The organism is Kitasatospora sp. NPDC015120 (genome assembly GCF_043080305.1).
Lineage (GTDB): Bacteria > Actinomycetota > Actinomycetes > Streptomycetales > Streptomycetaceae > Kitasatospora.
This window is the reverse complement of sequence record NZ_JBIBVJ010000001.1, coordinates 546,924-564,423: the sequence shown is the minus strand read 5'-3', so window position 1 is coordinate 564,423 and position 17,500 is coordinate 546,924. Positions and strand designations below refer to the sequence as shown.

The following is a 17,500-nucleotide window of genomic DNA, read 5'->3' as shown; positions in this document are numbered from 1 at the left end:
CGAATGACAAGAGAGTTGAACGACATGATCAAGACCTTTGCCCTCGTCCTTGACCCGGACGGAATCCAGGACGAGCTGGGCCGCCCGGTGGGCCGCCCGGTGGTCGTCCACACGTCGGCCGAACAGTCCGTGCTGAAGTCGAACCTCGGCCCCGGATACTCCTCGCTGCCCATCGGCCCGTACATCCTGCACCACGGCAACGGGCCGTTCGAGGAGGAGGCCAACCGCTACGCGCAGCAGCTGTGGGCGGGCCTCGCCGGTGGCGGGCGGGCCCCGTTCTTCCGGGGCTCCGTGTTCGTCACCGGCCGGCGGCGCGCTGACGGCACCTACCAGGACCTCGGCCGGGACGAGATCACCCGGCTGTCCGACCTCGCCGACTCAACGAAGTGGATCCACCCGGTCGGCCCGGTCGTCTCCGCGGCGCAGTCGCGCGGCCTTCGCAGGGAGCAGTGCGACGCCCTCGCCGTCCACCGGGACCGGGCCAGCGGGGTCTGGGCGTTCGTGGTGTGCGACGGCATCGGGGACGATGAAGAGGTCGCCGGGTTCGTCCGGCACTTCGCGCCCCTCCTGGCCCGCAGCGCGGCGTCCACCGGCTCGCCCGGCGACGCGATCAGGCTCGGACGGGACGCGGTGCCGGGCTGGATGGCGAGCACCGACAGCTGGGTAGCGGGCACGACGGCGGTCGTCGTGACCTGGCACCCCACGTGGACGGGCCTGCGCGTCGGCTGGGCTGGCGACTCCCGCGCCTACGCGATCAGCCCGACCGGCCTGGGTGAGCTGCTGACCACCGACCACAACCTGGCGCAGAGGAAGAGGTCCCGGAACCAGCCCGTGGGCCCCAACGACCACCACAACCTGTTGGCGGACCTGCGTTACGGGGAGATCGGCGAGCGGACGGTCAGCCGGGGCCGCGTGGACCGGATCCTGCTGTGCAGCGACGGCGCCTATCAGCCGCTGGAGGAAGCCGGCGGGCGGCTGGCCGGAGGGTTCGGCGCCTACCCGGCGACGGTCCTCGATCTGTACCCGGCGAAGTCCGCAGCGGGGGCGCTGGTCAGCGACGCGGTCGAGCGGGCCCGGGTGGCCAGCCTGCGAGTGTACGGAGAGGAGCACGCCGACAACGCGACCGCCCTCGTCGTGGCACTTCCGAAGCCCTGACCTGCGGAAATACCCGACGTCCACCGGCTGAGAATTTCCTGCGGGAGTGGACCCCCATTCGCAATGAGTATAGAATCTAAATCAAGAGGGAAGGGGGGAGGCCCCAACCCGAAGAGGGAGGAACGACCGTGAACGCCCTGACCGCCGCTGCCGCCGCCGAAGCCCGCCACTACGCCAGCCTCGCCCGCTCCCGAGCGGCCCGCGCCGAACAGGACATCCACCACCTCACCCTCTCCGCCGCCGCCCTCGCCCTCGACTCCGTCGCCCGGCTCATGGCCCGACCCGACCGAGAGGCCGCCGTCCTCGACGCCCTCGACATCGCCGAGAACTACGCGACCAGCACCGACGCCGGGCCCGGCGCACTGCCCCGAGGCTTCTCCCTCGCCGTCCTCGACTACCTCACCGCCTGACCCGCCCCGCCGGCGCCCCGGCCACCCGGCCGGGGCGCCCCATCCAGAAGGAAGAACTCCGTGACCGACCTCGCCGTCGACCCGCTCAACACCGCGATCATCGGAGCCCGCTGCCCCGAGAACCACGTCGCCACCGTCGCCGAAATCCTCGACGACGCCGGGCCCGTCTCCGCCGCGCTCGTCAACCACGCCTTCGCCATGATCACCAGCGCCACCACCACTGCCTGGCTGCTGCGCTCCCACAGCAACCAGCCCCTCACCCACGACCAGTTCCACGACCTCGTCCGCAACCGCCACTTCGGCCAGGTGTTCCGCCGCGTCATCGAGGTCCGGGCGGACTACGACTGGATCGGCGACATCGTCGAGAACATCACCGCCGCACTGGCCGAGGACCCGCAGCTCAACCCCTGACCCTCCCCGGCTCCCGGACCACCCCCTCCCGCGCGAACACCCCGATCAACACGCAGACCGGCCGGCGCGCTTCACCCCCACCGACCCGTCGTCCCGACGCGTACACCGACAGGAACACACCATGAGCATCGAAATCGGCCCCGGCCTCTCCGTTGGCATCGCCGAGATCCGCGGCCCCGAGCACCACCTCTTCGCGATCCTCGACGCCATCAACTCCGCCGACTGCATCGGCGCGGGCATCGTCGCCAACGGCTTCGGCATGGTCGAGCACGCCATCTCCGTGGGCTGGGGCATCCGCCCCGACGCCTTCGCCTCGTTGACGTTCGTCCAGTTCCACGAACTCGTCCGCGACCGCTACTACGCGGACCTGTACGAGCACGCCCTGGCGATCCGGGCGGACTACGGCCGGATCGGCGAGGTCGTCGCGGACATCGCGGTCGCGCTCCTCAACGACCCGCAGCTCAACTCCTGAACCTCCCTCATCCCGGCCCGGCCGCCCCCGCGGCCGGGCCCACCCGAAGGACCCGCCATGACTCACACCCCCAGCCCCGACCTGTCCGCCCCGCTCCGCGAACAACTCGCCTACGTCCCCGAGCACCACCTGCCCGCCGTCGTCTCCCAGATCGTCGGCCACAACCTTCCCCCCGCCCAAGTCCACGCCGCCGGCGCCCTGGTCGAGCACGGCATCACCCTCGCCTGGGCCAATCGACTGCCCGGATTCAATGTCATCGACCTCGGCCAGTACCGGCAGCTGGCACGCCACTTCCACTACCCCGAGCTGTTCCACAAGGCGATCCACCAGGGCGGCGACCTGCGCAACGTCACCGTTCTGGCCACCGTCACCGGGATCTGCATCCTCAACAACGGCCACCTGCACCCCCGAGCAACGGACCGGAGCTCATGAACGCCCCCGCGCCGAACGTGCCCCAAGCGGTCCACGCCACCCTGACTGCGGTCACCAACCTCGCCGCCATGTCCTCGATCCTGCTCGGTACCCCGGGCCGGGTCGACCTCGTCATCGACCGGGACTCCCTGACCGGCGCCACCCACGTCCTCGGCTACGCCGACGGGCGGCTCCTCGCCCGGGAGCGAGTCCCGTTCAACCCCGCCGAGCTCCGCCTCCACCTGCACGACCTGGAGTCCGGGCCGGTCAGCGCGGAACGCAGCCACACGTGGTTCACCGCGGCCATGGAGGCCGCAGCCGACGCGCCGGAGGCCGTCACCGAGATGCTCACCGAGAGGGCCAACGCCTACCACCGCCCCCACCGGTGCGAGGACTGCACACCAGCAGAGCCCCGGACGGACGCACCCCGCTGGTCGGTCGTCCTCGACAAGGACTGGGAGATCACGGCCATCACCGCGGGGGACCTGGCGGAGGGCGCGAAGCGAGCCGTCCTCGACGCCGGCGGGTTCGCCTTCGTTCTCAACGCCAACTCCATCCCCTCGGCCTACGACCGGGCCCTCGCCGTGCTGGACGCCCACCTGAACGGCGACCCGTACATCGACGACCACTACTGGGTGCTGTCCCTGACGACCCCCCGAGGGGAGGGCCGGTGAACGGGTCGTTCCCCGCCGCCCTGCGTGAAGTGAGCGCCCGCCTCGGACTCCAGCCGCACATCGAGCGGACCGCCCGCGAGATGGTGGACGCCGCGATCACCGGGGCCTACGGGCACCGCCCCCGCGAACTGCGAGGACTGACCCCGCAGCAGCACCGCGAACGCCTCACCGCGACAGCGGGCCCGGCCTTCTTCGCCTACACCGCGCTCCACCTGAGCGGCGAGTACGTGCGGGCCGCCGCCCACCTGCTGCACAGCCTCGACACCCAGGTAGGCGGAGAGGCCGCCCCACCCGGCCCGTCCGGGGAGCCGGCGCGTCGGCAGGGGAGTGCCCGCGCACCGCGCCGACCGCGTCGGGGCGTCTTCCAGGACGGCCCCGGCCTGGCCGACACCCTGATCGGCCTCCAGGCGGAGGTCACCGCAGCCGCCGAGTACCTGAACAGCCTGGACCACGAGGGCGCCGACGCCGCCACGCTCGCCATCGCCGCCCGCCTCGCCGACGCGGGCACGATCAGCGGCCGGTACGCCACGGCCATCGCCCGCCACCTCGTCGAGACCGAGGCGCAGCGGCTGGCCGAGGCGCCGCCCTCCGGCTGACTTCTCCCTCTCCTGCCCTTCCTGCGGCCCGGCCGGTCGCCTCCCTGACCGGCCGGGCTTTTCCATGCCCAGAATCAGAGGACAAACCGCCATGAAGCGGACCCAGCAGCTCAACCTGTTCGCCCCGGCCGTCGTGGACGACGAGGACGACGAGGTCGACTACTTCCGCCCGAGGGACGAGTCCCGTCCGCGCGCCGTGCGGACGGCCCCGGTCGCCCCCGTGGTCGTGAACACGCCCGAACCCGTCACGAGGCCCGCCCCGAAGCGCAAGGCCCGCCGCTTCCCCGTGCCCCGCGGCACCAGCCCGCACGAGGCGGCGCGCCGTACGGCCGAAGCCGTCGCCGGCGCGTGGCACCGCAACCACGGCGGCAGCCGGATGGAGATACCCGTCGGCGTGGTCGCCGCCCTGTCCCTGTGGCCGATCAAGGGCGAAGACGCACACCTGCAGACCGACTGGATGCTCGACCTGGACGCCAAGGACCTCCTCCAGCTGATGCGCGAGTGCTGGGCCTACTGGTGGCTGCGCCGCCCCGACCTCGCCAACCGGGCCCGGCCGATCTACTCGTGGATGGAGGAGTCGCTGAACGACCACGAGCTGTCGTGCGTCAAGGCCGTTGCGCACGCCGCGATCACCAACAGCCTGCTGGAGCTCACCGGCTCCATCGACCCCTACGACCTCGCCGAGTGCGACCTGATGTCGTGGACGATCACCGGGCTGCGCAGCCACGGAGCCCGCGAGGGGCTGGGGGAGTACCACACCCCGCCGGAGGTCTGCGAGCTGATGGCGAGGATGGAGCTCGGGGACTGCTCCCAGGTCGAGCCCGGGTTCAGCATCTGCGACCCGGCCGCCGGCACCGGGGGGATGGTGCGCGCCGCCGCCCAGCTGATGCGCGAGCACCAGATCGACCCGCGGACCTGCCGCTGGCACCTGGCCGACATCGACCCCATCGCCGCAGCCGGCGCGGCAACGAACCTGATCCTCTGGGACCTCGGCCCGCACACCACGGTCTGGTGCGGGGACACCCTGCGCGAAGCGATCACCGAACAGCTGGCTCTGGAGGAGAAGGCCGCGATCTTTAAGCACCGGGACGGCATCGTGCGCGACATGACGATGATGGCGGCGATCGGCGGGGCCGAGCGGATGGTGGCCGCAGCGGTGTCGGCGCAGGCCGCCTGACCTGGGAAGGAGACTGGACACCCACCCCAAAATGAGTATAGAATCTAAACACAAGCCAGGGGGGAGCGGGGAAACAAGCCCCCTCTTTGATCAAAACGAGTATTGAATCTAAATGATTGGGGGTGGGGCGGCACCGCGCCGACCCACCCCCGGAGGAGCCAACCATGATCATCACCGCCTCCACCCTCGCCATCGCGTTCAACGACCTCGCCGAGATGCTCAACGACTACCGCCCGACCGCCCACGCCGACGACGACCTGAACGTCCAGCGCCTCACCAACGCTGACGGCCGAACCCTCGGCGGCCGGGCCCGCACCGAGGGAACGACCCTCCAGCTCTGGATCACCGCCCCCCGCACCCCCGCCGCGGCACCGAGCCCCGGCCACCCCCGCCCGCTTCGCCCCGGCCGCAGCTACCACAAGGTCCTGAACCTCCACGACCTCGACGGTGACCCCGCCCTGGCCATCCACGACATCTTCACCCACGACCTGCTCCCCGCCTTCGACGCCAAGCCCTACTACGTCGGCCACCGCCCCTGGGAGGCCGACGCGGCCGCCCACCACCCCAACCAGGAGGCGACCAACGACGAGGACGGCCCGGACCCGAGCGACACCGGCAACCTCCCGGAGCCTGACGCGGACACCGCCAAGTCCGCCGAGGTCGAGGCAGACACCGGAGCCACGGAGCCCGGCGACGCCGAGCAGCCGACCCCGCCGGTGCAGTCCGAGCCGACCACCTCCGCCCAGAGCGGCGCCGACCCGGCCGAGCTGCCCACCGCCGACACCACCCGGCCCGCCAGCAAGCGCGCCCCCGAGCCGGCAGCGGCCCCGGCGAAGAACGCGGTCCCCGCGAAGAAGACCACCCCGGCGAGGAAGACGGCCCCCGCGAAGAAGACCACCCCGGCGAAGAAGACCACCCCGGCGAAGAAGACCACCCCGGCGAAGAACGCGGTCCCCGCGAAGAAGACGGCCCCCGCGAAGAAGACGGCCCCCGCGAAGAAGACCACCCCGGCCAAGCCGTCGACCCGGGCCGCCAAGACAGCCGCCCCCGCCTCCAACACCCGCCCCCGCAAGCCCACGGCCAACACCACCAACCCGAACTGACCACGACGCAGCCCCAAGGAGCCACCCGTGGCCCGCCTCCTCGCCAACACCAACCCCGGCTACCGCCGCAAGTGCCGATACGCCCAACGCGGCTGCACCTGCTACCGCTACGCCGGCACCGGCACCGCCGCGAAGGCCGCCCGCCGCCGAGCACAGCGGCACGCCGAGAACCAGCAGTTCGCCCGCGATGTGCAGCACCTCACCACAGCCTCCCGCAACCGCCGAACCCCCACTTCCTGAACCACCAGCCCTCCCGCGACGCCGGGGGCGCACCCGCGCCCCCGGCCCCCGCCCCGCCAGAAGGGACAACCCGTGATCGACACCACCGTCGGCCAGCTCGCCAGCCTCGCCCTCCACCGCAGAAGGATCACCACCAGCAACGGCGGCCGAGCCCCATACCTCGTGGTCACCCTGCCCGGCGGCACCGAGATACGGATCTCCGACCACCGCGCCGACATCACCACCACCCCGGACGAGCTCACCGGCCTCACCGCCACCCACCACCTCGGCGACCCCGCCACCAACCCCAGCCACGCCGTCACCATCCACCACCGCGCCCTCGGCGACACCAGCCCGGCCGACGCCATCAACGCCCTCGCCGAAGACATCGCCGCCTACATCACCCGCTGGAACTCCACCCCGGCAGCCCGCCACCCCGAACGCCCCGTCAACGAGTTCGGCGTCATGACCCTCCCCAGCCGCTGGCTACGCCCCGGCGACATCATCGTGCACACCGCCAGCGGCCACGAATCCGTCGTCACCAACGTCCGGCACCTCGGGCGCAGCGAGTACCGCCGGACCACCCGCACCGTCACCCCGCCCACCCGGGGCGGCATGAAGGCCCTCCCCGACACCTGGTGGCAGTTCCCCACCACCATGCGCCCGACCGGCAACACGCCCGTCACCCTCGTCGCCCACCGCCAGATCGACCCCGCCAGTCTTCCCCCGATCCCGTACCCGCCCGTGCCGGCGCACCTCGCAGACGGGGACCACATCGTCCACGACGGCGAGATATGGGAGCGCACCGGCGGCTTCTGGTTCAACCAGAACCGCCGCCGCTACACCCAGCCCGCCACCGACGAAGCCGCCCGGCGCTGGTTCACCGAGCACGCCTCGCTCCGCAACGGCATACCGGTCCACCAGCCCGCCCACCCGGCCACCACCGTCCGGACGGCGAGCGCGTGAGCGACATCCACCACCTCACCAACGACATCCGAGCCGTCGGCGACTGGCTCACCACCTACACCAAGGACTAACCCGATGCCCCTCAACCTGACCTCCCGCCGCAACGCCGAGTCCGCGACGAAGGCCCTGGACCGTCTCGACGACCTCGAGCTGCACTCCCCCCGGCCCTACCCCGGATCCGACGTCCTGTGGGAGGACCTGGCCTGCGGCCGAACCGGATGCGACTGGACCGGAGCCCTCTTCTACTCCCACCTTCGCGCCAGCCGCGGCCACAACCGCCGCCACGTCGGCTGCACCGGAACCCCCGGCACCTACCGCGTCGAACGCCCCGACACCGAGATCACCCAGCGCCTCGCCGACGCCTTCCCCGACATCGACTTCACGCTCACCACCGGCCCCAACGGCCGCACCATCACCTGGACCGGCGGCCCCGAACCCCTCCACGTCACCGCCCGGATCGGAACCCACCAGGGCACCTGCAACCGCCTGCCGTAGCCGCCACCCGGCCGGGCGGCGCTGGCCGCCCGGCCCCGACACCAGGACTCCTCCCGTGGAGATCGACATCAGCGACGTGCCCCTCGACCTCGTCCCCGTGGTCGTCGCCCGAACCCGCCGAGAACTCGAACAAGCAGCCCCCACGATCCCCGACGCCCGCACCCGCGATGCCACCCGCACCCACAGCCGCTTCGCCGGCCCCGGCTGGGCGTTCGTCCGCTGGGCCCCCCTGCGCGACGGCTACGCGATCCTCAACGCCCGCCACATCCTCACCACCGACCCCGAACACCGCTGGTGGTCCATACCCGTCCACCCCCGATCCCCGTACTACCTCTTCAACCCCGCCAACGGACGCCCCGCCGACGGCTCCGCCCGCCCCTACCCCCACCCCGTGACCCCCGACGGCACCGACCCCCTCGGCCTGTGCCCCCACTGCGGATCACGTGGATGGCGCCCCGTCCGCTGCACCCCCGACGACCCCGACCGCCACCACGAGCACTACGGCCGCCCCTGGAAGCGCACCCGCTGCCCCGCCGAATGCGAGCCAGTCACCAACACCCGCCACCTCTTCACCCCGGAGCACCACCCGTGACCCGCCACACCAACACCCCACCCACCGCCCACTCCCGGACCGACACCCGACCCGCCGACATACCCGCCCGCGTCCCGCAGCTCTGCCTCCTCAACGCCCGAATACTCCGAACGAGCCCCACCGATGCTGTACCTCGCTAACCCGTCCACCCCTGAGATCCGCCACGCCATGACCGCCGGCGACCTCGGCTGCATCACCACCCCGCGCCAGGGCAACAAGATCCCGCCCGGCGCGTGGTGGGCAGCCGACAACGGCCGCTTCGGCAGCGGCTGGCCAGGCCCCGAACGGTGGTGGACCTGGCTCACCCACCAGGTCCACCGCCACGGCCCCCAGAACTGCCTGTTCGCCGTCGCCCCCGACCGCCCATTCGACGCCGCCGGAACGTTCACGGACTCCACCCCGTGGCTCCCACGCATCCAATCCCTCGGCATCCCCGCCGCCTACGCGGCCCAAGACGGCTGCGACGCCAACGACCTGCTCCCGTGGACGGACTTCGACGTCCTCTTCCTCGCCGGCACCACCGCCTGGAAGACCGGCGCCGTCGCCGAACGCCTCGCCCGCCAAGCCCACCAGCTCGGCAAGCCCGTCCACATGGGCCGCGTCAACTCCCGCAAGCGCCTCGGCCTCGCCGACTGGTTCGGCTGCACCTCGGCGGACGGCACCTACCTCACCTACGGCCCCGACCAGAACCTTCCCCGCCTACTCAACTGGCTCAACGACCTCCACCACCAGCCCACCCTGCTCACACCTGAGAGGACCCATGATCAGCATCCGCAGTCGCCACCTCGGCACCGTCCGCATCACCCGCTTCCCCGGCGTCACCCACTACAAGCTCGGGGGCCACCACGACACCACCACCTGCGCCGACTGCGGCGCCACCACCCGAAGCGCCTTCCGCCCGTGGGAGCGAACCGACCGGCTCTGCCCGCCCTGCACCGGCCGACACCTCCACCAGAACGCCACCACCTCCACCCCGACCCAGCCCGGCCGAACCCTCCAGCGCGGCGAACGCCTCCGCAACCCCCACTGCTTCTGGACCGTCACCGCCGTCCTCCGGATCGAACTCCCGATCTGCGGGCCCGGCAGCCAGTACACCGCCTACGACCTCCGATGCGACGGCGGCCACTACCAGCTGCGACGCGGCGCCCTCCTCGCCGCCGAGGGCTTCCACCTCCTCCCGCCCGCCCAGCAGCCCAGCCTGACTGAACCGACAAGGACCACACCGTGACCACCACCCCGTGGCGCACCGCCAACACCCCGGGCCCCTGCGGCGAGCAGTGCACCGACTTCCCGCACTGGCCGGACGATCCGCTGTTCTCCGTCTTCCGCGACGGCCACCGCCTGGTGATGGAGCAGCTCGGCCCCGGCCTGTTCACCGGAACATGCGTCTGCGGCGACCTCCAGACCACACCCTGGAACGCCTCAGCCGTACACGAGGCGTACGACCAGCACCTGGCCGTCGTCCAGCACGAGCTACGCCACCCCGGCGCCCCCGGCCTCGACGGGTGGGGAACCGACGAGATCCACGCCACGCTCGCCGAAACCGCCAACCGCCTCCCGGCCGACCACCCGCTGCGCATCCTGTGGACCTTCCTCGACACCGTGCTGACCGCAGGTGGGAAGGAATGCCTGCCCGGACCCTGGGACCACCCCGACGACGACACCTTGCGCTGACACCCGCCCCGCCGGGGCCCGCCCACCCGGGCCCCGGCCCCACCCGTCCACCTGGAGAACCCGTGACCACCCTCGCCGACCTCCGCGAGCTGATCGCCGCTCGCACCGACCACAAATCCGACCCGGACCGCCCCGCCGCCGGATACCTCCTCTGGGACACCCTCATCGCCGCCGGCATCACCCCCTCGATCAACCTGAGCAGCGCAGGCCGGGCCATCAGCATCGACCTCCCCGACGGCACCTCCATCTGGGTCACCGAACAGGCCGACGTCTCCCACCACCCCGACGACCACGAAGCCTGGACGGCCCTTCACCACTACGACCCCGCCGACCCCCTCGGCCCCTACCACCTGATCTACGAGGGGCCCCGCAACCTCGGCCACACGGCCGACACCGCCGCCTGCGTCGATGCGATCAGCGCCTGGATCACCGCGCACACCGCCGTCGGCGCCCTCGCCCGCCACAACGCCTACGTCGCCCTCCCCAAGGGCGTCCCCCGCGACGCCCGACGCGCGAGCTGGATGATCGGCTACGCGAAGCCCGGCTTCAACGGCCGCCACCCCACGACCCCGACCACCCGCCACACCCCCACCCACCTCGACCGGCACCTCAACACCCACACCGAACGCCGAGGCGCCTGCCTCGCCTGCAACTGGGAGGGCCCGGCCCGCCGGCACCAGAACGCGGCGATCGAAGACGCACTCGACCACACCCACCCCGGCTGGCGAGACCTCCCCACCCTGCCCCAGAGCGTCGGCGGCCGGAACGCCACCCTGCTCCGCGCCTACCGCGACGCCACCTTCCCACCCGGCTGGTTCGACACCGGCGGCCCCCTCAAGGTGTGGACCACCACCGCCAACGACTGGCACGAGCACAGCAAGGCCCCCGGCGGCGGCTACCTCATCAAGGTCCACCGCCCCGCCCCCGCCCCCGCCGCCCACCAGCAGCAGACCCTCCTCTGACCCACCCACCCGGAAGGATCACCGCATGACCGGCCAGCCCTTCACCCTCACCGTCACCGCCACCATCCCCTTCACCGCAGCCACCATCTGGCCCGGCGGCGAAGACCCCGCCCCGCCAGCGAACGCCGTCGCCGCCACCGTCGCCGCCGCCCTCCCCACCCAAGCGGAGCTGACCGGTGCCCTCCTGCTCAACCTCCTCGACCACATCACGACGGTCACCATCACCGACGCCGACGGCAACACCGCCGACATCGCCTTCAAGGACCTTCCCCGCCGCTGACCACGGATATGAACCGCCCCTCCACCGTCCGGGGCGGAGGGGCGTACGTCCGGCCCGCAGCCACCTCGACGACAAGGACGGCAGCTACACCAAGTAACTGCCCAAGGTCGAGTAGGAGAAGGATTCCGCGCGGAATTTGGGTGCGCTATTGTCGCTGAGCCAACTATCCGGTGGGGCTCCCCGTGCCGCCGGATATCGGGAGTGGAACCGCTTTGCTGCGGTAAGGCGATCCCCTGGTCCGCTTTCCGGCGAGCCGATCGGCCGAGGTCAAGTGGCCTGGCGCCGGCACGGAAGTGCTCCGGGCAGGCCGCTTGGGGAACCAGCGGGGAATGCGCGGGGGAGAAGCCCGACGAAAGCCGAAGAAGGACAGAGAAGGCGATTGGGCTCGAAGGGCCTCTGACCTGGCAAAACAGGGAAGAGGGAAGGCAGGCAGTGAAGCCCGACTGAATCGTTGATGGGTCTCATAATCCCTTGGTCGTGGGTTCGAGTCCCACCCGCCCCACCCTCCGTACCCGTGCGAGCGCCCCCCGGCTGGGAAAACCCTAGGGGATCGGGCCTGCCGCCACGCCGCGACGCGCCAGGGTTTCACCCGGACGACGGCGCCCCGGCCGACGGGGAGGGGCGGCGGCGAGGGGCCGGGTGCTCCGTATTCTGGGCGGGTGCTTGAAGCCCCGCGTGTGCCGACTCCGCTGGTCGAGTGTGCCGACGAGGCGTTCGAACGGGCCGGGGTGGAGCTGCGGCTGAAGCGGGACGATCTGGTGCACCCGCTGGTGCCGGGGAACAAGTGGCGCAAGCTGGGGCCCAATCTGGAGCTGGCGGTGCGTGCGGGGCACCGGCGGCTGGTGACCTTCGGCGGGGCGTACTCGACGCATCTGCGGGCGGTGGCGCTGGCGGCGGGGGCGCTGGGGCTGTCGAGCGTCGGGCTGGTGCGGGGCGAGGAGCTGGCCCGGGCGCCGCGGAACTGGTCGCTGCGGGCCGCCGAGGAGGCCGGGATGGAGCTGGTGTTCCTCTCCCGGGCCGAGTACCGGGAGGCGGCCGGGCGGGTGGCCGGGGGCGCGGCCGGGGCCGGGGAGGCGGAGCTGCGACGGCGCTGGGGGCCGTGCCTGGTGCTGCCCGAGGGAGGCTCCAACGCGCTCGCCGCGCGCGGTGCGCAGGCGGTGGTGGCGGAGCTGGCGGGGCTCGGGGAGCGGGACGTGGTGTGCTGCCCGGTCGGCACCGGCGGCACGCTGGCCGGGATCGCGGCCGGGCTGCCGCCGGGGGCGCGGGCGCTGGGCGTGGCGGTGCTGCGCGGCGGTGAGGGCTACCTGGAGGGCGAGGTGACCCGGTTGCACCGGGAGGCCTACGGGCGGGAGTTCGGCGGCTGGCGGATCGACCACGGGCACCACGGCGGCGGCTACGGACGGGTGCCGGCCGCGCTGGAGGAGTTCGCGGCCGGCTTCGAGCGACGGCACGGCGTCGCCCTGGAACGCCGTTACGTGGCGAAGACGCTGGCGGCCCTGCACGGTCTCACCGCGGCCGGGGCCTTCCCTCCCGGCACCCGGCTCACCGCCGTCGTCACCGGACTGCCCGACCCGCGGTGAGCCGGCCCGCGGTGAGCCGGGCCGCTCCGGGCCGTCCGGGCCGGGCCTGGTCCAGGGCTCAGCCGAAGGTGAGGTCGCTGCAGGGGTCGGTGTCCGCGGTGCGGCTGTTCTCGGCTATGCCGCTGGGCACGCCGGTGGGCAGCGGCCCGGTGGGCTCGGCGGACGCGGTGGCGGGGGCCCCGGGTGCTCCGGGGGCCCCGGTGGCGGGCCCGGCGCCGGCGGTGGGGCGGTAGTCGCGTCCGAGGGTGACGGTGATGCCCTCGGAGCCCGGCTCCTCGGTCATCCGGGAGCCCGGGAACAGCGGGGCGAGCTGGTCGGCGACGGCCTTGAACGGCGGGTCGTAGGCGATCTCGGTGCGCAGCCGCCCGCCCGTGGTCTGGCCGAGCGCGACGTTCTGGAAGCCCTGGGCGCGGATCGCCGCCGAACCGCGGCCGGCGAGTCCGTCGGTGCCGACGCCGTTGACCACGGTGACCGGGGTGGCGAGCTGGTCGGCGGTGAGCGGGGAGGCGGCGGGGGAGGGCTCGGAGGTGGCGGGGGCGGTGCTCGCGCTCGCCGCGGCGGGGACCTCGCCGGTGGCCTGGCCGTCCAGGGTGCGGTCCTCGCGCAGCAGCTGCCACAGGGTGTCCACGTCGGGGTGGACGAGGTCGATCCGGCCCTTCTGCACGGTGGAGAACCGCCAGGGGGCGGTGACGAAGGTGATGTCGGAGAGCTTGATCTGCTGCAGCGACTGGGCGAAGTCGACCAGCTTCATCGCGGTGCCCAGGCCCTCGTCGACGGTGAGCGAGCGGGTCGCGGCATCGGCGAGCGGGAGCAGGGTCGGCAGCGAGAAGCCCTGGGACTGGATCTTGCGGATCATGGAGGAGAGGAAGGCCTGCTGACGCTTCATCCGGCCGATGTCGGAGTTGTCGCCGAAGCCGTAGCGGGCGCGCAGGTAGTCGACGGCGGGCTGGCCGGATATCTTCTGCTGGCCCTTCTTGAGCTTGATGTTGTGCGAGTTGACGTCGTTGGGGACGCAGACGTCCACGCCGTTGATCGCCTCGGTCATCGCCGCGACGCCCTTGAAGTCGACCACGATGGTGTGGTCGATGCGCAGGCCGGTGAGGGCCTCGACGGTGTTCTGGGTGCAGGCCGGGTTGCCCTGGGCGGATTCGCCGACGGTGAAGGCCTCGTTGAACATCTGGTTGGTCCGCGGCTTGGTCCAGTCGCCGTTGGGCAGCCGGCAGGACGGGACGGTGACCAGGCTGTCGCGGGGGATGGAGACGCCGACGGCGTGCTTGTGGTCGGCGTAGATGTGCAACAGGATCGCGGTGTCGGAGTGGCCGACGCCCTCGTCGCCGCCGCCGAGGTCGGCGTTGCCGTCGTTGCGGGTGTCCGAGCCGAGCAGCAGGACGTTGACCGGCACCGAGGCGCCCGGCGTGGCCGGCACGGGCGCGGGCGGGCGTTCGGTGGCGACGCCGCCGGCGTCGAAGGTGGTGATGTTGGTGTCGAGCCGGTGGTAGAACCACGCCCCGGCCCCGGCCACGGACAGCACCAGGACGGCGGCGAGTCCTATGACGGTCCGTATGACACGCCGACGGCGCGAGCTGCTGCTCATCCTTCCCGTCCCCCCGTTGTCCGCTCTCTTGCCCCACCCGTACCGCCTGGTCGCGGGCGGGTGCCGGTTGTCCGAACGTTAGACGTTTCGGGGGAGTGTTCGGTTACCTCCGATCGGCGGCCAATTCGGCGGCCGGTGCTGTGATGCTCCTCACGCCCCCGGTCCGGAGGCGCCGGCGAGCATCCGCCGGAGCAGGTCGCGCAGCTGGGTCCGCTCCTGCGGGCCGAGTGCGGCGAGCGGCTCGCGGGCGAAGTTCAGCGACTCGCGCAGTTCCTCGGAGGCGGTGCTGCCGGTGTCGGTGGCGGCGACCAGCTTGACCCGGCGGTCCTGGCGGTCGGGCTGGCGGGTGACGAAGCCGCGGGTCTCCAGCCGGTCGACGATGCCGGTGATGTTGGAGGGCTCGCAGCTGAGCGTCTGGGCGATCTGGCGCATGGGCATCGGGCCGCGCCGCAGCAGGGCGAGGACCTTGGCCTGCGCTCCGGTGAGCGAGCGGGCGGCGGCGGCCTCCTCGTACTCGCGGTGGAAGAGCGCGACCAGGTTGGCCATGAGATCGACGACCTCGCGGGTGATCTCGTCGGCCTGTGGCACGGTGTCCCGGGGCGGCTGGGCGTTCATGGTCACCAGTCTACCTGAACATTTGACAACGTGAACTATTCACGCCCATTGTTACTTCACCGACTCAACCTTTCACGTGGGGAGATCACCATGGCCGCCGAGCCGACCGCGCCGGAAGCACCCGCCACCTCCCGCGAGTGGCACCTCACCGCCCGCCCCCAGGGGTGGCCGGTCCCGGCCGACTTCGCCCTCGTCGAGGCGCCGGTCCGCACCCCGGGCCCGGGCGAGGTCCTGGTCCGCAACACCCACCTGTCGGTCGACCCCTACATGCGCGGCCGGATGTCGACGCGCAAGTCCTACGCGGAGCCGTACGAACTGGGCAAGCCCATGCTGGGCGGCGCGGTCGGCCGGGTCGTCGCCTCGCGGGCCGAGGGCTTCGCCGAGGGCGACCACGTCCTGCACTTCCACGGGTGGCGCGAGTACGCGACCCTCGACGCCCGGGCGGCCGTCAAGGTGGACCCGGACGCCGCGCCGCTGCCGGCCTACCTGGGCGTGCTGGGCATGCCGGGCCTGACCGCGTACGCGGGACTGACCCGGATCGCCGGGATCAAGCCCGGTGACGTGGTGTTCGTGTCCGGTGCGGCGGGCGCCGTGGGCGGCGTCGTCGGCCAGATCGCCAAGCTGAAGGGCGCGGCGCGGGTGATCGGGTCCGCCGGCTCGGACGAGAAGGTCGAGCTCCTCGTGAAGGAGTACGGATTCGACGCCGCGTTCAACTACCGGAACGGCCCGGTCGTCGAGCAGCTCCTGGCCGCGGCCCCCGACGGCATCGACGTGTACTTCGACAACGTGGGCGGCGAGCACCTGGAAGCCGCCATCGAGGCGATGAACCTGCACGGCCGTATCGTCGTGTGCGGCATGATCTCGCAGTACAACGCGACCGAGCCCACCCCGGCTCCGCGCAACCTCGCACAGATCATCGCCAAGCGCTTCCGCATGGAGGGCCTGCTCGTCAACGACCACCAGGACCTCCGGCCGAGGTTCGTCGAGGAGGTCTCGGCGTGGGTGCGCTCGGGCGAGCTCAAGTACCGCGAGACGGAGACCCGGGGCATCGACAGCGCGCTGGACGCCTTCCTCGGCATGCTGCGCGGCGCCAACACCGGCAAGATGGTGGTCCGCCTGGACGGCTGACGCCCGGTCACGCCCGACCGCCCCGCACCGGCCCGGCCGGCGCGGGGCGGTTTGCGTACCCGGCGGAGGGGCGTCGGGCGCACTACCGCATTCCGCCCCAATCCGAAAGTGCGTCATCCGTGCTGCGGGGCGGCGCGGTACGGTGGTCACGCCCGGCGATGGGGCCGTTCGGGGGAGAGATCCGACCGAGGGGTGGACCTCGTTGCGGATTCGACTAGCATTGAGCGAAAGCCTGTCCGTTTTGCTCAATTTAGTGGCTTAATGTCGGCTAACGTGGGTAACTGCGGATCAACTACGGGCACGAACACGAGGCAGCTGGGGAAGGCGACCCTCGTCCACAGCCTGGAGGTCCCGGTGACGACACGTGGAGTCCTGTACATCCACTCCGCGCCCCGCGCGCTGTGCCCGCACGTCGAGTGGGCCGTCGCGGGGGTGCTCGGCGTGCGGGTGAGCCTGGACTGGATCCGCCAGCCGGCCGCGCCCGGGCACTGGCGTGCCGAGCTCTCCTGGCAGGGCGAGCCCGGTACGGCCTCGAAGCTCGCCTCCGCGCTGCGCGGCTGGCAGCTGATGCGCTACGAGGTCACCAGCGAGCCCTGCGCCGCCGCCGAGGGCGAGCGGTACAGCAGCACGCCCGCGCTCGGCATCTTCCACGCCGTCACCGGCATCCACGGGGACATCCTGATCCCCGAGGACCGCCTGCGGGCCGTCCTGCGCCGGGCCCGCAGCGAGGGGGCGGACCTGGAGGCGGAGATCGCCATGCTGCTCGGCAAGCCCTGGGACGACGAGCTGGAGCCCTTCCGGTACGCCGGGGAGGGCGCCCCGGTGCGCTGGCTGCACCAGGTGGTCTGACCGCACGGGGACACGGGAGAGGGGTGGGGGGGGGCCCCCGCCCCCCCCCCCCCCCCCGCCCGGGGGGGGGGGGGGGGGGGGGGGGGGCGGCCCGGGGGGCGGGGGGGGGAGGGCCCCCCCCCCCCGATGGGCCCCCC

The 17,500-nt window shown here is 72.3% G+C and carries 22 protein-coding genes; 20 read left to right on the top strand and 2 right to left on the bottom strand.

Features of this window, described 5'->3' with window-relative positions; genetic code table 11:
- Window positions 1–3 precede the first annotated feature (3 nt).
- From ACF1AK_RS02555 to ACF1AK_RS02470, 18 genes are all read left to right on the top strand, one after another.
- Complete coding sequence (locus ACF1AK_RS02555; RefSeq protein WP_391496912.1) at window positions 4–1,155, top strand: PP2C family protein-serine/threonine phosphatase; 1,152 nt, start codon at window positions 4–6, stop codon at window positions 1,153–1,155.
- A 128-nt stretch (window positions 1,156–1,283) separates the two neighbouring features.
- Entirely contained in the window at window positions 1,284–1,565 is a 282-nt protein-coding gene (locus ACF1AK_RS02550) for a hypothetical protein (protein ID WP_391496911.1), read from the top strand.
- 60 nt (window positions 1,566–1,625) lie between these two features.
- Window positions 1,626–1,976 carry a hypothetical protein gene (locus ACF1AK_RS02545; protein ID WP_391496910.1) on the top strand — a complete coding sequence of 117 codons (351 nt, stop codon included), beginning with the start codon at window positions 1,626–1,628 and terminating at the stop codon, window positions 1,974–1,976.
- Between the two features lie 121 nt (window positions 1,977–2,097).
- Entirely contained in the window at window positions 2,098–2,448 is a 351-nt protein-coding gene (locus ACF1AK_RS02540) for a hypothetical protein (protein WP_391496909.1), read from the top strand.
- 57 nt (window positions 2,449–2,505) lie between these two features.
- Complete coding sequence (locus tag ACF1AK_RS02535; RefSeq protein ID WP_391496908.1) at window positions 2,506–2,880, top strand: hypothetical protein; 375 nt, start codon at window positions 2,506–2,508, stop codon at window positions 2,878–2,880.
- Window positions 2,877–3,533, top strand: a complete 657-nt coding sequence (locus ACF1AK_RS02530; RefSeq protein ID WP_391496907.1) for a hypothetical protein — start codon at window positions 2,877–2,879, stop codon at window positions 3,531–3,533. The genes ACF1AK_RS02535 and ACF1AK_RS02530 overlap by 4 nt, the downstream gene beginning before the upstream one ends.
- Window positions 3,530–4,129: a hypothetical protein gene (locus ACF1AK_RS02525; protein ID WP_391496906.1), complete on the top strand. Its 600-nt coding sequence runs from the start codon at window positions 3,530–3,532 to the stop codon at window positions 4,127–4,129. Before ACF1AK_RS02530 ends, ACF1AK_RS02525 begins: the two co-directional genes overlap by 4 nt.
- A gap of 91 nt (window positions 4,130–4,220) precedes the next feature.
- Window positions 4,221–5,306, top strand: coding sequence for an N-6 DNA methylase (locus tag ACF1AK_RS02520; protein WP_391496905.1), 1,086 nt, complete (start codon window positions 4,221–4,223; stop codon window positions 5,304–5,306).
- A gap of 164 nt (window positions 5,307–5,470) precedes the next feature.
- Entirely contained in the window at window positions 5,471–6,409 is a 939-nt protein-coding gene (locus tag ACF1AK_RS02515; protein ID WP_391496904.1) for a hypothetical protein, read from the top strand.
- A gap of 27 nt (window positions 6,410–6,436) precedes the next feature.
- Window positions 6,437–6,649: a hypothetical protein gene (locus ACF1AK_RS02510; RefSeq protein ID WP_391496903.1), complete on the top strand. Its 213-nt coding sequence runs from the start codon at window positions 6,437–6,439 to the stop codon at window positions 6,647–6,649.
- A gap of 72 nt (window positions 6,650–6,721) precedes the next feature.
- Window positions 6,722–7,594 (top strand): hypothetical protein, encoded by an 873-nt coding sequence (locus tag ACF1AK_RS02505; protein WP_391496902.1) that lies wholly within the window; start codon window positions 6,722–6,724, stop codon window positions 7,592–7,594.
- A 75-nt stretch (window positions 7,595–7,669) separates the two neighbouring features.
- Window positions 7,670–8,089 carry a hypothetical protein gene (locus ACF1AK_RS02500; RefSeq protein WP_391496901.1) on the top strand — a complete coding sequence of 140 codons (420 nt, stop codon included), beginning with the start codon at window positions 7,670–7,672 and terminating at the stop codon, window positions 8,087–8,089.
- A gap of 55 nt (window positions 8,090–8,144) precedes the next feature.
- Complete coding sequence (locus ACF1AK_RS02495; RefSeq protein ID WP_391496900.1) at window positions 8,145–8,681, top strand: hypothetical protein; 537 nt, start codon at window positions 8,145–8,147, stop codon at window positions 8,679–8,681.
- Window positions 8,682–9,441: 760 nt separating this feature from the next.
- Window positions 9,442–9,909, top strand: a complete 468-nt coding sequence (locus ACF1AK_RS02490) for a hypothetical protein (protein ID WP_391496899.1) — start codon at window positions 9,442–9,444, stop codon at window positions 9,907–9,909.
- Window positions 9,906–10,355, top strand: a complete 450-nt coding sequence (locus tag ACF1AK_RS02485) for a hypothetical protein (protein ID WP_391496898.1) — start codon at window positions 9,906–9,908, stop codon at window positions 10,353–10,355. Before ACF1AK_RS02490 ends, ACF1AK_RS02485 begins: the two co-directional genes overlap by 4 nt.
- Before the next feature lie 62 nt (window positions 10,356–10,417).
- On the top strand, window positions 10,418–11,317 hold the full coding sequence (locus ACF1AK_RS02480; RefSeq protein WP_391496897.1) for a DUF6349 family protein: 900 nt from the start codon (window positions 10,418–10,420) through the stop codon (window positions 11,315–11,317).
- 25 nt (window positions 11,318–11,342) lie between these two features.
- Window positions 11,343–11,597 carry a hypothetical protein gene (locus tag ACF1AK_RS02475; protein WP_391496896.1) on the top strand — a complete coding sequence of 85 codons (255 nt, stop codon included), beginning with the start codon at window positions 11,343–11,345 and terminating at the stop codon, window positions 11,595–11,597.
- A gap of 659 nt (window positions 11,598–12,256) precedes the next feature.
- Window positions 12,257–13,177: a 1-aminocyclopropane-1-carboxylate deaminase/D-cysteine desulfhydrase gene (locus ACF1AK_RS02470; RefSeq protein WP_391496895.1), complete on the top strand. Its 921-nt coding sequence runs from the start codon at window positions 12,257–12,259 to the stop codon at window positions 13,175–13,177.
- Window positions 13,178–13,235: 58 nt separating this feature from the next.
- Here the strand turns inward: ACF1AK_RS02470 and ACF1AK_RS02465 are convergent, their stop codons facing one another.
- A complete protein-coding gene (locus tag ACF1AK_RS02465) occupies window positions 13,236–14,771 on the bottom strand; it encodes an LCP family protein (protein WP_391496894.1) in 1,536 nt (511 codons plus the stop codon).
- 150 nt (window positions 14,772–14,921) lie between these two features.
- Window positions 14,922–15,386, bottom strand: coding sequence for a MarR family winged helix-turn-helix transcriptional regulator (locus ACF1AK_RS02460; RefSeq protein ID WP_391496893.1), 465 nt, complete (start codon window positions 15,384–15,386; stop codon window positions 14,922–14,924).
- Window positions 15,387–15,476: 90 nt separating this feature from the next.
- On the opposite strand from ACF1AK_RS02460, the gene ACF1AK_RS02455 reads away from it, so the two are divergent.
- Both ACF1AK_RS02455 and ACF1AK_RS02450 read left to right on the top strand, forming a co-directional pair.
- Window positions 15,477–16,514, top strand: coding sequence for an NADP-dependent oxidoreductase (locus ACF1AK_RS02455; protein ID WP_391496892.1), 1,038 nt, complete (start codon window positions 15,477–15,479; stop codon window positions 16,512–16,514).
- A gap of 354 nt (window positions 16,515–16,868) precedes the next feature.
- Window positions 16,869–17,363 carry a DUF3145 domain-containing protein gene (locus ACF1AK_RS02450; RefSeq protein ID WP_387671264.1) on the top strand — a complete coding sequence of 165 codons (495 nt, stop codon included), beginning with the start codon at window positions 16,869–16,871 and terminating at the stop codon, window positions 17,361–17,363.
- The last annotated feature ends 137 nt before the right edge of the window (window positions 17,364–17,500 follow it).

Coding starts and splice junctions, on each gene's coding strand:
- ACF1AK_RS02535 (WP_391496908.1), top strand. CDS start 2,506: ATGACTCACACCCCCAGCCCCGACCTGTCCGCCCCGCTCCGCGAACAA.
- ACF1AK_RS02520 (WP_391496905.1), top strand. CDS start 4,221: ATGAAGCGGACCCAGCAGCTCAACCTGTTCGCCCCGGCCGTCGTGGAC.
- ACF1AK_RS02530 (WP_391496907.1), top strand. CDS start 2,877: ATGAACGCCCCCGCGCCGAACGTGCCCCAAGCGGTCCACGCCACCCTG.
- ACF1AK_RS02500 (WP_391496901.1), top strand. CDS start 7,670: ATGCCCCTCAACCTGACCTCCCGCCGCAACGCCGAGTCCGCGACGAAG.
- ACF1AK_RS02555 (WP_391496912.1), top strand. CDS start 4: ATGACAAGAGAGTTGAACGACATGATCAAGACCTTTGCCCTCGTCCTT.
- ACF1AK_RS02460 (WP_391496893.1), bottom strand. CDS start 15,386: ATGAACGCCCAGCCGCCCCGGGACACCGTGCCACAGGCCGACGAGATC.
- ACF1AK_RS02475 (WP_391496896.1), top strand. CDS start 11,343: ATGACCGGCCAGCCCTTCACCCTCACCGTCACCGCCACCATCCCCTTC.
- ACF1AK_RS02515 (WP_391496904.1), top strand. CDS start 5,471: ATGATCATCACCGCCTCCACCCTCGCCATCGCGTTCAACGACCTCGCC.
- ACF1AK_RS02465 (WP_391496894.1), bottom strand. CDS start 14,771: ATGAGCAGCAGCTCGCGCCGTCGGCGTGTCATACGGACCGTCATAGGA.
- ACF1AK_RS02540 (WP_391496909.1), top strand. CDS start 2,098: ATGAGCATCGAAATCGGCCCCGGCCTCTCCGTTGGCATCGCCGAGATC.
- ACF1AK_RS02490 (WP_391496899.1), top strand. CDS start 9,442: ATGATCAGCATCCGCAGTCGCCACCTCGGCACCGTCCGCATCACCCGC.
- ACF1AK_RS02455 (WP_391496892.1), top strand. CDS start 15,477: ATGGCCGCCGAGCCGACCGCGCCGGAAGCACCCGCCACCTCCCGCGAG.